Below are 14,318 nucleotides of genomic sequence, written 5' to 3'. Positions count from 1 at the left end.
CTTTTTTATTTCTTAGATTCTTAAACTCTTTAACCTTGAGAACTTGGAGCAGTAATACTAGATTCAACTTTACAAGATTTTGGTGCCAAATCACTAACAACGTTAGTAACACATGACCAACGACCAATAGACTCTGCTGACGGCGCACTTGGATCACTGCTTGCATCTGCATCCGCTGTACGCACCCATTGAATTAATTTACCATTAATTCTTGCTGAGCCTTTAAGCGTACAATTAATTACACCTTTACCATCAGTGCCAATATTAGCGGAAATAGTTGAACATGCCGTCGAATTAGCAGCTAATCCAACTTTAGCTGGAGTACTTAAAGCACTTGAAATACCTTCAGATAATTGAGCTTCCGCATTTGTTTTACCACCACTAATATCAGCTAAACCAACAGCTACTTGTGATTTAGCAACATAATTTTGGTAAGCTGGAATCGCTACTGCAGCAAGAATACCGATAATTGCAACAACAATCATTAACTCGATTAAAGTAAAACCTTTTTGAGCGTTCATAACATCTCTCCTAATTTTTTAAGTTCAAAGTTAACAACCTATCCCCAAAATAGATTTTGTTGTTGCTAACTAACTGATGCTATTTTCTGATAACGCCTCAAAGTTGCCAATAAATATTTTTCAAATTTATTTTTAATGTTAATTTATGTAAAAAAGTGACATTTTTTGTCACTTTTCTTGAATCAATTTAAAATAATTGGCTGATTACTGAGCTCATTTTCTAAATCTTGCACTTTATCATCATAAAAACGATTCAAAATTTCCACGACTTCCATCACGCCAACAATAACACCCTGTTTATAATTTTTATTTTTTAGCTCACGGATCATGTGATCACAGATTGCTTGCCAATCCTGTTGCGTTGTTGCCTTTTGAATTCCACGATCAATCACAATTTCAACTTTCTGCTCACATAGATTTAAATATATCAGTACACCACTATTAAACTCTGTATCCCATACACCTAATTCAGCAAAAAGTTGTTCTGCTCGCTGACGAGTATTCATTGAATAAGCCAAGGCACATGGAATATATCCCTCTATGACCACTTGGATCTCTCCAACATGACCTTGCTCCGCTTGTTTCACTGCCTCTGCAATCGCATTTTGGTCCATCTTGGAAAAATAACGTTTAGACGCAGGCAAATAACAAAAGTGCCTAATCCAGCGCTTAAAACTCGGTTGAGATGCTTGTTGCAACCTTGGTTCAGTGATAATTTCTGTCGTTTCTGTTTTTGTTACCATGAGCCTGACGCACCTCCCCCACCAAAGCCACCACCACCGCCACTAAAGCCACCACCGCCAAATCCGCCTCGACCGCCACTGCCGCCACGTCCTCCGCCAGATAAAAATGCTTGGAAAATCAACTGTGCGATGGATGTAAATAATAAAAAGAAAATTCCAATACCCACAATTAAGCTGATTATAATCCCTGAACCATAAATCATACTCGCAGCAAAAGCAGTAACGCCCGCGACCGAAGCACTTAAACGATTACCAATAATAAAAGAACCAATCACACCAGCGATTAAAATAAATAATACCGTGTTAAATGTCTTTTCTTTTGCATATTGCGCTTTTAAGGCTTGTTCTTGTCTAAGTTTCAGTTCTTCAGCGGCTTGTTGGGCAATTTCCGGATCAAGGTTAACGATTCGTTCAATTTCTCTGACCCCTGCAATTAAACCCTGTCCAAATTGATTGACTTTAAAATAAGGGGTGATTTGTTCGCGAATGATTCGACTCGCAACGATATCTGGAATCACTCCTTCCAACCCATAACCTGTTGCGATATGTAATCTTCGATCATTAATCGCCACTGCGATTAATAAACCATTATCTTGTTGAGCAGAACCTAACCCCCAAGTCTGTGCTGTACGCATTGCAAAATCAAAGATACCTTCCTGACCAGTTGTCGGAACGATGACGATCCCAATTTGAGCCTTACCCTCATTATATAGACCGCGAATTATTGTATCGAGTTCAGACTTTACTTGAGGAGAAAGTATATTCGCCTGATCTATCACAGGTTCATTCAATGTTGGGAGTTGACGTTGAATGTCTCCTTCCTGCATATCATTTGTAACAGTAACAGGAGGAACTTGTGTTGGGTTATTTTGCTGAGCACCTGATGATGGATTTGTTGAGTTGGGTTGAATCACTTTTCCCAGCACAATCGCGTCAGACTCATGATCTACTGCTGTTGCAGTTTCTGCATGAACCATTTGCAATGTACAGGTCATCGCAAAGACAAATAGCCATGAAAGTAATTTCATACTATTGTGTCTAAGATGCTGAGTTCTCATGCTCATATTCATCAACTTATAATCATTGATTTAATCAAAAGAAACATTTGGTGCCTTTTGTGCACTCGCTTCAGCACTAAAGTTTTCTTTTGCATCCATGCCAATGACTTTCGCAGTTACGACTTGTGGGAATTGACGAACATAGGTGTTGTAATCTTGGACGGTAGAAATATAGCGATTACGCGCAACTGCTATACGGTTTTCTGTACCCTCTAATTGTACCTGCAAATCACGGAATTGCTCATTCGCTTTAAGATCTGGATAGTTTTCAGTCACTGCCAGCAAACGTGATAATGCACTTGTCATTTGCGATTGCGCTTCTTGATAACGCTTGAATAGTTCAGGATTTTCAAGAACTTCTTTATCAACTTTGAGCCCTGCAACATTTGCACGTGCCTCTGTGACTTCAGTTAAAACTTGTTCTTCATGTTTTGCATATCCTTTAACTACATTCACCAAATTCGGAACAAGGTCTGCTCGACGCTGGTATTGGTTTTGTACCTCAGACCATGATGCAGTCACCGCTTCATCTTTCGCTTGAAGTGTATTGTACCCACAACCTGTGAAAAGCAAGGTACTTGATAATGCAAGCACAACAGCTGATTTTTTTAAAATTTGCATGACATCAACCTCATTATTTATTTGTATTTGTTTAATTAAAAATATTGTATACGCAAATTCAAAATTGAATGTAGCATTTATTTTATGGCTTTAATTTATATAAAAACATTAAGATAAAAAAAGCCACCCTAAGGTGGCTTTTTGTTTGAAATTACTCTTCGTCTTTTTTATCGTCAGCTGGAGGTAAGTCCTTCACAGCTTCAGCAATTAGACCAAACATGTAGTTTCCGTATGCATTAGTTTTATCATAATGGAAACGTAAACGAGGTGTGATACGTGTTTTAATACGACGACTCAGCTCATGGCGCAGAAAACCTGATGCTTTATTTAAAACATCTAGAGTATCTTTATTTGCTGCTTCACTTTGCTCATCACCAAGTTCACGCCCCATGACCGTGACATAAACTTCAGCATAGCCTAAATCTGGGCTCACTTTCACCGCTGAGATGGTCACAAGACCACCTAAGCGTGGATCTTTCAGCTCCTGACGGATAAGTTCAGACAATTCACGCTGAACCGTGTCCGCCATACGCTTAAGACGTTGACTACCCGCCATTAAAGACTCCGTTTAATTAATTGAACATCATAGACTTCGATTTTATCGAGCACTTTGATGTCTTTATAGCCTTTGACTGCAAGACCACATTCCATACCAGCACGAACCTCTTCAACCACTTCTTTATAACGGCGAAGTGATTCAAGTTCACCTTGGAACACAACCACGTCATCACGTAAGACACGAATTGGTTTATTACGGTGTAATAAGCCCTCAAGAACCATACAACCTGCTGCAGCACCAAACTTACTCGAGTGGAATACTTCACGTACTTCAGCCACACCAAGAATTGTTTCACGATGTTCTGGTGCAAGCTTACCACTCATTGCATCTTTCACATCATCAATCAATTGGTAAATGATTGAGTAGTAACGGATGTCGATACCATCTGCGTCAGCTTTTTGGCGCGCTGTATTATCTGCACGAACGTTAAAGCCTAATAAGAATGCTTCTGAAGATTCTGCAAGTGTGACATCAGACTCAGTAATCGCACCAACACCTGAACCAATTACACGCACTTTCACTTCATCAGTTGAAAGTTCAGCCAATGCAACATGAAGCGCTTCCAATGTACCGCGAACATCTGTCTTCAGAACAACATTCACAATCGGCACATCTTTTTTGCCCATTGAAGCCATTAAGTTTTCGAGACGCATTGCAGATTGACGCTCTAAACGTTTTTGACGTTCACGATCCATACGCGCATCAGCCACTTCACGTGCTTTCTTCTCATCATTTACAACAAGAACTTCGTCACCTGCCATTGGCGCTTCTGGAAGACCTAAGATTTCAACTGGAATCGATGGACCTGCAGACTTAATACGTTGACCATTTTCATCAGTCATCGCACGTACACGACCGTAAGATGCACCAGCTAGAACAAGGTCACCTACTTTTAATGTACCATTTTGAACAAGAATCGAAGTAACCGCACCACGGCCTTTATCAACACGTGCTTCGATTACAACACCTTGTGCCGCACCTTCTTCAGAAGCTTTAAGCTCTAGAAGTTCAGATTGAATCAAGATCAAGTCAAGAAGTTCATCAATACCTGCACCGGTGTGCGCAGAAACCATCGCGACAGGGACATCACCACCCCATTGCTCAGGCACGATTTCTTTAGTTGTCAATTCATTCAATACGCGATCTGGATCAGCAGATTCTTTATCCATCTTGTTGATTGCAACAATGATTGGCGTACCTGCTGCACGAGCATGGTCAATCGCTTCCGCTGTTTGTGGCATAACACCATCATCAGCTGCGACCACCAATACAACGATATCAGTTGCTTTCGCACCACGTGAACGCATCGCAGTAAATGCTGCGTGTCCCGGAGTATCTAAGAAAGTGATAATACCTTTATCCGTTGTAACGTGATAAGCACCGATATGCTGTGTAATACCGCCCGCTTCACCTTGCGCTACTTTCGCACGACGAATACGATCAAGAAGCGATGTCTTACCATGGTCAACGTGACCCATGATAGTAACCACTGGTGGACGCGTTGTTTGTGCACCACGTGCTTCTTCAGCCGCTTCAAGCAAGTTATCTTCCGCTTGAGTATCTGATACTAGAACTGGGTTATGACCCATTTCTTCAACCACTAGAACTGCTGTATCTTGGTCGATTGATTGGTTTTGAGTGACAAGCTCACCCATTTTCATGAGTGTTTTAATTACTTCACGAACCTTAATCGCCATTTTTGCAGCAAGGTCAGCAACAACAATAGTTGCACCGATTTCAACATCATAAACTTGCTTTTTAACTGGCTTCTCGAAACCATGTTTATTAGCTTGGCTTGATTTCAAACCACGTTTATGAGAGTTGTCACGGAAAGATTGCTCTTCTTGACCACGACGACCGCCTTTCTTAGGAGAACGCGCACCTGGTGTGTTATTACCACGCTTAATGTCACGGTCTTCTTTCGCAAATGAATCTTCGTATGCTTGACCAACAAGACCAGCAGCCAATGGAGAATCATCGACCACACGAATCGTTGCAGTTGCATCTTCATTAGAGTACTTAGAAGCCATCTGACGCATTTGTTCAAGCGTACGTTGTTGTGCTTCTTCAGCTGCTTTACGACGTGCTGCTTCTTCGACTGCTTTTAATTTAGCAGCTTCAGCTTCACGTGCTTTTTTCTGTTCTGCAGTTTCAGTTGGCTTAGTTGCTTGTTTAACAATCGGTTTATTTGTTGACTTGCGCTTAACCACAACCGCAGCTTTAGCAACTTCTTGCTTCTCACTCGATTGTTTCGCTGCAGCACGCATTGCATCTAAGTTCGCTTTCGCTTTACTTACTGCAGGTTGCGCCTTCTCTTCAGCTTGAGCTGGTTTAACTTCAACTTTTTGCTGTGCTTTTGCTTCAGTTTCAGCTTTTGCTTTTGCCAATGCTTCAGCTTTAATTTGTTCAGGATCTGGCTTAGTGAACGTATGCTTCTTACGAACTTCTACGTTAATAGTTTTAGCTTTACCTGATGTACTTGCTACTTTTGCAGTACTCGTAGTTTTACGTTTCAACGTGATTTTTCCTGCGCTGCCGCTGTCTTGCCCATGCGCTTTTTTCAAATGAGCGACTAAACGGTCTTGCTGTTCTACTGAGATTGTGTCTTCTGCCTTAGATTGAGGCAACCCAGCATCTCGCACCTGATCTAATAGTTTTTCAACTGGAAGACCTACGCTGACTGCTAACTCTTTAATTGACTTATCCGTCATGTATGACCTCCTCGTTAATTAAACCATGATTCACGTGCTTTCATGATCAATTGACCTGCTTTCTCAGCACCTAAACCTTCGATATCAGAGATATCATCAGTTGCCTGATCTGCTAAATCATCTACTGTGATTACACCGCGAGCCGCTAATGCATAAGCAAGCTCTGAACTCATTCCTTCCATCGCTAGAAGCTCTTCGCTCGGTTCTTGAATATTTTCTTGCTCTTTCAGTGCATCTGCTAATGCAACTTCTTTCGCACGGCTTTGTAAAAGCTCAACCGTTTCTGCATCTAATTCGATTTCATCAAATGTTTCAGCTGGAACGTAAGCAATCTCTTCAAGTGAAGTAAAGCCCATTTCTACCAATGCCATCGCAAGGTCTTCTTCAATATCAAGACGACCTACAAACATATCGAGATATTGCTGTGCTTCATTTTGTTGACGAGCACGGTACTCTTCTTCAAGCATCATATTGAGCTTGTAACCAGTTAACTCAGAAGCTAAACGTACGTTTTGACCTTGAGAACCAATTGCACGCGCCAATTGATCGCTTGTAGCAAAAATAATATCTGCTGTGCGTTCTTCTTCATCAATCACAATACCCGATACATCTGCTGGCTCTAAAGCACTTGCGATATATTGAGCTGGATCATCTGACCAAACTACAACATCAATACGTTCACCGTTTAATTCTTGCTGTACAGCTTGGATACGTGTTCCACGCATACCAATACATGCACCAACTGGATCAATACGATGATCGTTCGTTTTCACTGCAATTTTAGCACGAACACCCGGTTGACGTGCAGCAGCTTTAATTTCGATGATTTCTTCAGAAATTTCTGGAATTTCTTTTTTCATCAATGCCATTAACATTTCTGGCTTAGCACGAGAAAGTTGTAGCTGCGCACCACGACCTTCACGGTTTACGTTAAATAAAATCGCATTTACACGTTGTTTAGGACGTAAAATTTCTTTTGCGATCATTTCTTCGCGTGCAAGATATGCTTCCGCATTCTCACCGAGGTCAATGATGAAACCATCTTTAGTTTGTTTCTTTACTTCACCGTAAATTAACTCACCAACTTTAGATTCATATGCATCTGCAATAAGCGCACGTTCAGCTTCACGAATTTTCTGAACAATAACTTGCTTCGCGATTTGAGCTGCAATACGACCAAATTCAATTGATTCTACTTCAAGCTCACGCACATCACCGATTGACCATTTCGCTGGGTCCACATCAGAAATCGCGTCTTGGCATGCAGGCATTTCATGATCTTCATCTGCTACTACAGTCCATTGACGGAAAGTACGGTATTCACCAGTCTTACGATCGATTTCAACGCGCAACTGTGCTTCTTCAGAATTTGTGCCTTCGTAGAATTTTTTCTTCGTTGCAGCAACTAGAGCTTGCTCGAGCGCTTCGAAAATCGCTTCACGACTAACACCTTTTTCATTACTAACCGTCTCAGCAACGGTAAGAATTTCACGGCCCATAAGTCACCTACTATTCAAATTCTTTTAGTTAAGATTAATTTAGTCTTGGTAGATCAAGTTGGCCTTATCGATATTGTGACTATCGATCTCGAGCACTTGTTGCTTTTCAACTTCAACTTGGATCATTTCATTTTCTACATCTACAGCAACCAGTTTCGCTTGGAATTTACGGCGGTTATCCACTGCAGAAATCAAACGTAAAGCAACTTGTTGACCAATATATGCTTGCATCTGTTCAAGTTTAAAGAAAGTGCGATCCCAACCTGGTGATGAAACTTCTAATGCATATTCACCAGAAATTGGATCATGAACATCGAGGATTGCACCAACTTGTTGGGTAACACGTACACAATCTTGCACACCCACACCACGACCAAGATCAATTTCACCGTCTTCGGAAATAACAGGTTCTTTGTTTGGATCTTCAGGCTTGTCAATGTAGATACGTACTAGCGAACGCTTACCCTGAGGTGTAAATTCTAAACCCCATAGTTCAACATCGCACGCCTCAACAGCGGGTGCGATCAGTTCATACAATGCTTGGGTTTTATTTGATAACTTCATTTACTCTCGTCATTTATGTGCGATTCAATCGGCCAATAGACCGACACAGACTAACTATAGTGATAGCATGATTATTTGACCAATTGATGTCCACACTACACGATAGATAACAAAAAAGGGCGCATTCGCCCCCATTATTGCACAGAAAAGCAATGCCCACTGTGCAAAAAGGCCCACCTAGTTGTGAGCCTCTTTAGAAACTTGGTAGCGGGAGCTGGATTTGAACCAACGACCTTCGGGTTATGAGCCCGACGAGCTACCAGACTGCTCCATCCCGCATCAACGTGCAAAATTATATCTAAATTTGAATCATTTTTCAATCAGAAAAATTTTCTAATTAGACTTGATTAAGTTGCACCTTAATCAAAAGTGGTAGCGGGAGCTGGATTTGAACCAACGACCTTCGGGTTATGAGCCCGACGAGCTACCAGACTGCTCCATCCCGCATCAACGTGCAAAAAGTATATCTCAACTCAAACCTTGTTTAAGTTGCCTATCTTAAGTTTGCATCTTAATTATAGGATTGATTGGTAGCGGGAGCTGGATTTGAACCAACGACCTTCGGGTTATGAGCCCGACGAGCTACCAGACTGCTCCATCCCGCATCAACAGATTTTGCTGCAAACACCAACTTAAACTTCTGGATTATAAGTTGGTGCGGAAGGGGGGACTTGAACCCCCACGCCCGAAAGCACTACCACCTCAAGGTAGCGTGTCTACCAATTCCACCACCACCGCAGCTGTGACGCATTCTAGTGGTTTCAATGAAAAATTGAAAGCGAAATATTCAATTATTCAGCTGGTTTTGGTGCAGTTGATGAAGTTTCAGGCGATTTTTGATCAACTTGCTCAGTTGTGTTAATCGTTTTCAAACCATAAGCATCTGTCGTTTGCTGCTTTGCAAAGTAAGCCAAACTAATACTTGTAATAAAGAATAAAGCAGTAAGTATCCCGGTTAAACGTGTTAAGAAGTTACCAGAACCAGAAGCGCCAAATACAGTCGCTGCACCGCCACCGCCAAAAGACGCACCAGCATCTGCACCTTTACCATGCTGTACTAGAATTAAAATAATCATCAATAACGCTAAAATGATGTGTAGCACCAGTACAAAAGATTGCATGATGAACTCCTAATTATTTTGATTGAGCAAATGCTTGCGCAATTTGAACAAATGATTCTGCATTGAGTGATGCACCGCCTACGAGGGCACCATTAATATCTGGGCATGCTGCCAATTCAACAGCATTCTCAGGTTTTACACTACCACCATAAAGAATTGCTATATTTTGACCTTCAGGTGTAATTTGACTCAATCCTTCACGAATTTTAGCATGCATTGCTTGTGCATCATCCGGGGAAGCTGTTTTACCAGTTCCAATTGCCCAAATTGGCTCGTAAGCGACGGTAATATGCACCCATTGCTCTGGATTCACAACACCTGCAATGTCACAAATTTGTTGTAACACCACTTGCTCAGCTTGCCCACTTTCACGCTGTTCAAGGCTTTCACCCACACAATAGATGATATGTAAGTTAGCAGCTAAAGCATTTTTTATTTTTTCATTAAGAATCGCAGGCGTGTCATTAAATATTTCACGACGCTCAGAATGTCCAATTAATACATAATCGACTTGGCTATCCTTTAAAAGATCTGCGCTAACTTCACCTGTAAATGCACCAGTACCCGCAATACGTGATACATCTTGAGCGACCACAAACACTTCATGAGCATCTGTTGCAAGTTCATTTTTTACTTGGAGTAAAGCCAATAAAGTTGGCGCAACACCAATTTTACAAACATCATGAGCGATTGAAGCTTGCTCAAGCTGTTGTTTCAAATCAGCTAAAAGCTGTTGCGTGTTAGCCTGCATTGGGTTCATTTTCCAATTGCCTACAACCCACGGAGTAATTGTCGAACCCGACATAGATCTAACCTTCTATCAAAAATGCGCACATTCTACACGGATTTTAAAAAATTAACGTAAAAATTCAATGGATACAGATTCAGCACCTAGAATTCTTTAAAAAAAGACAACATAAGACACAATACCCAACAGAATAAGTGAAAAAATTCAATTTTTTCATAGTTTTCGGATAATATTAATGATTTTAAGTATAGAATTTTCTACTTATAACCGTATAATTTTAATATTCGAATTATAAAATGAATTTAAGGCGTATTGGGGATGACTTTAGATCAAAGTGGGCCAAAATTTTCTGGGTTAAGTCGTCGTTTGGTTGATGAAGGCATTTTGACCTCCCAGCAAATGCAAAATGCTATTATTAATTCAAAAAAATCTCATCAAAAATTAGTACCTTACCTCGTTGAACATCTCAAAATACGAGCAAATACGATTGCTGAAATGGTTGCTCAAGAGTTTGGGGAGCCATTGTTCGATTTAGATGCATATAATGTTGAGTTACTACCCAAAGATATCGTTGCAGAAAATCTTGTTACAAAACATTTAATCTTACCTTTATATCAACGAGGTATATCTTTATTTGTAGCGACGAGTGATCCTACAGATATCGAAGCATTGGAAGCAATTCGATTTAATAGTAAATTAAACGTCGTTCCTATTACTGTAGAACATAATAAACTTGAAAAACTGATCGAAAAGCATTTTTCTGAAAATGAGAATTTCAATTTCGGTGATGAAGATCTTGACGTTAACGTGGTCGAGAACGATACACCGCAAAATAATAACGATGATGGTCCTTCAGGTGATGATTCCCCGATTGTTAAGTACATCAACAAGCTTTTGGTTGACGCCATTCGCATGGGTGCATCAGATTTACACTTCGAACCTTATGAAAAAACGTACCGAGTTCGATACCGCGTTGATGGTGTTTTAAGAACTATTGCAAATCCACCATTGCAACTCGCGAATCGATTAGCTTCACGCTTGAAAGTTATGTCTCAAATGGATATTTCAGAAAAGCGTATTCCGCAAGATGGCCGTATTAAGCTTAAATTATCTCGTACTAAAGCGATTGATTTTCGTGTGAACTCATTACCAACCCTATTTGGCGAAAAAATCGTATTACGTATTTTGGATCCGTCTAGTGCAATGCTCGGTATTGATGCATTAGGTTATGAAGAAGATCAGAAAGCTTTATTCCTTGAGGCACTTGAGAAGCCTCAAGGCATGTTACTGATTACGGGTCCAACAGGTTCTGGTAAAACAGTATCGCTTTATACAGGATTGAATATTTTAAATACTGAAAATGCCAACATCTCTACAGCAGAAGATCCCGTAGAAATTAACTTAGAAGGCATTAATCAGGTCAACGTTAACTATAAAGTGGGCTTAAGCTTCTCAGTCGCATTGAAATCATTCCTGCGTCAAGATCCTGATATTATTATGGTCGGGGAGATTCGAGATCTCGAAACAGCTGAAATTGCAATTAAAGCAGCACAAACAGGCCACATGGTGATGTCTACACTTCATACCAATAGTGCTCCTGAAACCTTAACCCGGTTGCGCAATATGGGGGTTCCCTCTTTTAATATTGCAACTTCGGTGAATCTCGTCATTGCTCAACGACTTGCTAGACGACTGTGTGTACACTGTAAAGTACCTGCTGATATTCCTAAACCAAGTTTGTTAGAAATGGGATTCACAGAACAGGATTTAGCAGATCCAGATTTTAAAATTTATCAACCTGTCGGTTGTCCTGAGTGCCGTGATGGTTATAAAGGACGTGTCGGTATTTATGAAGTCATGAAAGTGACACCTGAAATTTCGAAGATTATTATGGATGATGGCAATGCGTTAGAGATTGCAGCTGCATCTGAAAGACTGGGGTTTAAGAATCTTCGACGTTCAGGATTAATTAAGGTCATGAACGGACTTACTTCTTTACAAGAAGTGAATCGAGTGACCAGTGAATAATTAAAAATAAGGAAATCATTATGGCGGTGAAAAAAGCACAGATGATGCCAACGTTTGTATATGACGGCGTGGATCGCAAGGGAACCAAAGTTAAAGGTGAAATGCCTGCGCGTAATATTCAACTTGCAAAAGTCATGCTCCGCAAACAAGGCATTACGGTGCGTAGTATCCGCGAGAAGCGCAAGAATATTCTTGAAGGCTTAATGAAGAAGAAAGTGTCTACTTTGGACATCACCATCTTTACGCGTCAGCTTGCCACCATGATGAAAGCAGGTGTACCACTTGTTCAAAGCTTTGAAATTGTTGCAGAAGGCTTAGATAATCCTGCAATGCGTGAAGTGGTTTTGGGTATTAAAACTGAGGTCGAAGGTGGTAATACTTTTGCAGGTGCACTACGCAAATATCCTCAGCATTTTGATCAGTTATTCTGCTCATTGGTAGAATCAGGTGAGCAATCAGGTGCGCTTGAAACCATGCTCGATCGAGTCGCGATTTATAAAGAAAAAAGTGAAGTTCTCAAACAAAAAATTAAAAAAGCGATGAAGTATCCAATTGCTGTCATTGTTGTTGCAATTATTGTGACCATTATTTTGATGGTCAAAGTGGTTCCTGTCTTCTCTGAGATGTTTAGCTCATTTGGCGCAGACTTACCTGCGTTCACGCAACTCGTAGTGGCAATGTCTGAGTGGGTGCAAAAATATTGGTTTATTTTAATTATCGGTATCGCGCTGACCATTATCGGCTTTATTGAAGCCAAAAAACGTAGTCAAAAATTTGCGGATGCATTAGATCGCACGGCTTTAAGGCTGCCTATTTTTGGTGATTTGGTTTATAAAGCAATTATCGCACGTTATAGCCGTACACTTTCAACCACATTTGCTGCCGGCGTCCCTTTAATCGATGCACTCCAATCAACAGCTGGTGCAACGAATAACGTGGTATATGAGCAAGCAGTTATGCGTATTCGTGACGACGTTGCGACTGGTCAACAACTTCATTTCGCTATGCGCTCGACCAATTTATTCCCATCTATGGCTGTGCAAATGGTAGCGATTGGTGAAGAATCGGGTTCACTCGATGCTATGCTAGATAAGGTTGCAACCCATTATGAAAGTGAAGTCGACAATGCTGTCGATGGCTTAACCTCCATGATGGAGCCTTTGATTATGGCCATTCTAGGTGTCTTGGTCGGCGGCTTAGTCATCGCAATGTATCTTCCAATCTTCCAAATGGGTTCTGTGGTGTAATGAACGAAATAATTGCGTATTTAATTCAATCGCCTACAGCACTCTATTTAACTGTAGGAATCATCAGCTTATGTGTCGGCAGTTTTTTAAATGTTGTCATTTACCGCACACCTAAAATGATGGAGCAAGAATGGCGTCAAGACTGTCAGATGTTTTTACATCCCGACCAAGCCATAATTGATGAAGATAAGCTCACGCTAAGTAAACCTGCATCGACCTGCCCGAAATGTAAAACACCTATTCGTTGGTATCAAAATATCCCCGTGATAAGTTGGTTATTTTTACGTGGAAAATGTGGTGAATGTGAAAATCCGATTGGCATTCGTTATCCACTGGTAGAAGTTTTGACTGCTGTTTGCTCATTAGTGGTCGTCGCGGTATTTGGTCCAAGCCTACAAATGCTTTTTGGCTTAATTTTAACGTGGACACTGATCGCACTCACATTCATCGACTTCGATACACAACTTTTACCCGATCGATATACTCTCCCCTTGGCTGCACTTGGTTTAGCGGTAAATAGCTATGCACTCTACACCTCACCTACCTCCGCCATTTGGGGTTATTTGATTGGTTTCCTCTGTTTATGGGTGGTGTACTATCTATTTAAAATCGTGACAGGCAAAGAAGGAATGGGATATGGCGACTTCAAATTACTGGCCGCGCTTGGTGCATGGATGGGTCCATTTTTATTACCGCTCATTGTCCTACTTTCATCCTTAGTCGGTGCAATCATCGGCATCATTTTGATGAAAGTCAAAAAAGAAAATCAGCCCTTTGCTTTTGGACCTTATATTGCGATTGCTGGATGGATTGCATTCTTATGGGGTAACGAAATTATGAAGGTTTATTTAGGCGGTTAAGCTAAAATAAGCCCCATTATGATAATTACAAGGTTTTT

General features: G+C 40.8%; 13 protein-coding genes and 4 tRNA genes. 3 read left to right on the top strand and 14 right to left on the bottom strand.

Translation table 11 applies throughout. The features are described from left to right. Nucleotides 1–29: 29 nt before the first annotated feature. From CL42_RS05780 to tpiA, 14 genes are all read right to left on the bottom strand, one after another. On the bottom strand, nt 30–521 hold the full coding sequence (locus CL42_RS05780; protein ID WP_035266030.1) for a pilin: 492 nt from the start codon (nt 519–521) through the stop codon (nt 30–32). A gap of 182 nt (nt 522–703) precedes the next feature. Further along, nucleotides 704–1,264, bottom strand: a complete 561-nt coding sequence (locus CL42_RS05775) for a TPM domain-containing protein (RefSeq protein ID WP_035266028.1) — start codon at nt 1,262–1,264, stop codon at nt 704–706. Next, a complete protein-coding gene (locus CL42_RS05770) occupies nt 1,258–2,328 on the bottom strand; it encodes a TPM domain-containing protein (protein WP_035266038.1) in 1,071 nt (356 codons plus the stop codon). The genes CL42_RS05775 and CL42_RS05770 overlap by 7 nt, the downstream gene beginning before the upstream one ends. A 24-nt stretch (nt 2,329–2,352) precedes the next feature. Further along, entirely contained in the window at nt 2,353–2,943 is a 591-nt protein-coding gene (locus tag CL42_RS05765) for a LemA family protein (protein WP_035266027.1), read from the bottom strand. A 151-nt stretch (nt 2,944–3,094) separates the two neighbouring features. Beyond that, complete coding sequence (locus CL42_RS05760) at nt 3,095–3,499, bottom strand: ribosome-binding factor A (RefSeq protein WP_035266025.1); 405 nt, start codon at nt 3,497–3,499, stop codon at nt 3,095–3,097. After that, nucleotides 3,499–6,213 (bottom strand): translation initiation factor IF-2, encoded by a 2,715-nt coding sequence (gene infB / locus CL42_RS05755; protein ID WP_035266024.1) that lies wholly within the window; start codon nt 6,211–6,213, stop codon nt 3,499–3,501. The genes CL42_RS05760 and infB overlap by 1 nt, the downstream gene beginning before the upstream one ends. 14 nt (nt 6,214–6,227) lie before the next feature. Then, entirely contained in the window at nt 6,228–7,712 is a 1,485-nt protein-coding gene (nusA, locus tag CL42_RS05750; RefSeq protein WP_035266021.1) for a transcription termination factor NusA, read from the bottom strand. A 39-nt stretch (nt 7,713–7,751) separates the two neighbouring features. Beyond that, nucleotides 7,752–8,276, bottom strand: a complete 525-nt coding sequence (rimP, locus tag CL42_RS05745; RefSeq protein ID WP_035266019.1) for a ribosome maturation factor RimP — start codon at nt 8,274–8,276, stop codon at nt 7,752–7,754. A 202-nt stretch (nt 8,277–8,478) separates the two neighbouring features. Then, nucleotides 8,479–8,555, bottom strand: a tRNA-Met gene (locus CL42_RS05740). A 91-nt stretch (nt 8,556–8,646) separates the two neighbouring features. Beyond that, a tRNA-Met gene (locus CL42_RS05735) sits at nt 8,647–8,723 on the bottom strand. Nucleotides 8,724–8,804: 81 nt separating this feature from the next. Beyond that, nucleotides 8,805–8,881, bottom strand: a tRNA-Met gene (locus CL42_RS05730). A gap of 48 nt (nt 8,882–8,929) precedes the next feature. Further along, nucleotides 8,930–9,014: transfer RNA gene (locus CL42_RS05725), tRNA-Leu, on the bottom strand. 53 nt (nt 9,015–9,067) lie between these two features. Further along, a complete protein-coding gene (gene secG, locus CL42_RS05720; protein WP_035266018.1) occupies nt 9,068–9,397 on the bottom strand; it encodes a preprotein translocase subunit SecG in 330 nt (109 codons plus the stop codon). A gap of 13 nt (nt 9,398–9,410) precedes the next feature. Then, nucleotides 9,411–10,202, bottom strand: coding sequence for a triose-phosphate isomerase (gene tpiA, locus CL42_RS05715; RefSeq protein WP_035266016.1), 792 nt, complete (start codon nt 10,200–10,202; stop codon nt 9,411–9,413). 261 nt (nt 10,203–10,463) lie between these two features. On the opposite strand from tpiA, the gene pilB reads away from it, so the two are divergent. From pilB to CL42_RS05700, 3 genes are read left to right on the top strand one after another with little or no spacing between them, the layout of a single operon-like run. After that, nucleotides 10,464–12,173: a type IV-A pilus assembly ATPase PilB gene (gene pilB, locus CL42_RS05710; RefSeq protein ID WP_035266015.1), complete on the top strand. Its 1,710-nt coding sequence runs from the start codon at nt 10,464–10,466 to the stop codon at nt 12,171–12,173. Between the two features lie 20 nt (nt 12,174–12,193). Further along, entirely contained in the window at nt 12,194–13,420 is a 1,227-nt protein-coding gene (locus tag CL42_RS05705) for a type II secretion system F family protein (RefSeq protein WP_035266014.1), read from the top strand. Next, nucleotides 13,420–14,280, top strand: coding sequence for a prepilin peptidase (locus CL42_RS05700; protein ID WP_035266012.1), 861 nt, complete (start codon nt 13,420–13,422; stop codon nt 14,278–14,280). Before CL42_RS05705 ends, CL42_RS05700 begins: the two co-directional genes overlap by 1 nt. Nucleotides 14,281–14,318 lie beyond the last annotated feature (38 nt).

The sequence above is a fragment of the Acinetobacter sp. Ver3 genome, assembly GCF_000632455.1.
In the GTDB taxonomy this organism is placed as follows: Bacteria; Pseudomonadota; Gammaproteobacteria; order Pseudomonadales; family Moraxellaceae; genus Acinetobacter.
The sequence above is the reverse complement of the archived record's forward strand: the minus strand, read 5'-3'. Positions and strand labels throughout refer to the sequence as shown.

Excerpts from the sequence above, each read along its gene's own strand:
- CL42_RS05770 (WP_035266038.1), bottom strand. The coding sequence starts at position 2,328 with ATGAGCATGAGAACTCAGCATCTTAGACACAATAGTATGAAATTACTT.
- CL42_RS05705 (WP_035266014.1), top strand. The coding sequence starts at position 12,194 with ATGGCGGTGAAAAAAGCACAGATGATGCCAACGTTTGTATATGACGGC.
- CL42_RS05775 (WP_035266028.1), bottom strand. The coding sequence starts at position 1,264 with ATGGTAACAAAAACAGAAACGACAGAAATTATCACTGAACCAAGGTTG.
- pilB (WP_035266015.1), top strand. The coding sequence starts at position 10,464 with ATGACTTTAGATCAAAGTGGGCCAAAATTTTCTGGGTTAAGTCGTCGT.
- secG (WP_035266018.1), bottom strand. The coding sequence starts at position 9,397 with ATGCAATCTTTTGTACTGGTGCTACACATCATTTTAGCGTTATTGATG.
- CL42_RS05765 (WP_035266027.1), bottom strand. The coding sequence starts at position 2,943 with ATGCAAATTTTAAAAAAATCAGCTGTTGTGCTTGCATTATCAAGTACC.
- CL42_RS05700 (WP_035266012.1), top strand. The coding sequence starts at position 13,420 with ATGAACGAAATAATTGCGTATTTAATTCAATCGCCTACAGCACTCTAT.
- nusA (WP_035266021.1), bottom strand. The coding sequence starts at position 7,712 with ATGGGCCGTGAAATTCTTACCGTTGCTGAGACGGTTAGTAATGAAAAA.
- rimP (WP_035266019.1), bottom strand. The coding sequence starts at position 8,276 with ATGAAGTTATCAAATAAAACCCAAGCATTGTATGAACTGATCGCACCC.
- CL42_RS05760 (WP_035266025.1), bottom strand. The coding sequence starts at position 3,499 with ATGGCGGGTAGTCAACGTCTTAAGCGTATGGCGGACACGGTTCAGCGT.
- infB (WP_035266024.1), bottom strand. The coding sequence starts at position 6,213 with ATGACGGATAAGTCAATTAAAGAGTTAGCAGTCAGCGTAGGTCTTCCA.
- tpiA (WP_035266016.1), bottom strand. The coding sequence starts at position 10,202 with ATGTCGGGTTCGACAATTACTCCGTGGGTTGTAGGCAATTGGAAAATG.
- CL42_RS05780 (WP_035266030.1), bottom strand. The coding sequence starts at position 521 with ATGAACGCTCAAAAAGGTTTTACTTTAATCGAGTTAATGATTGTTGTT.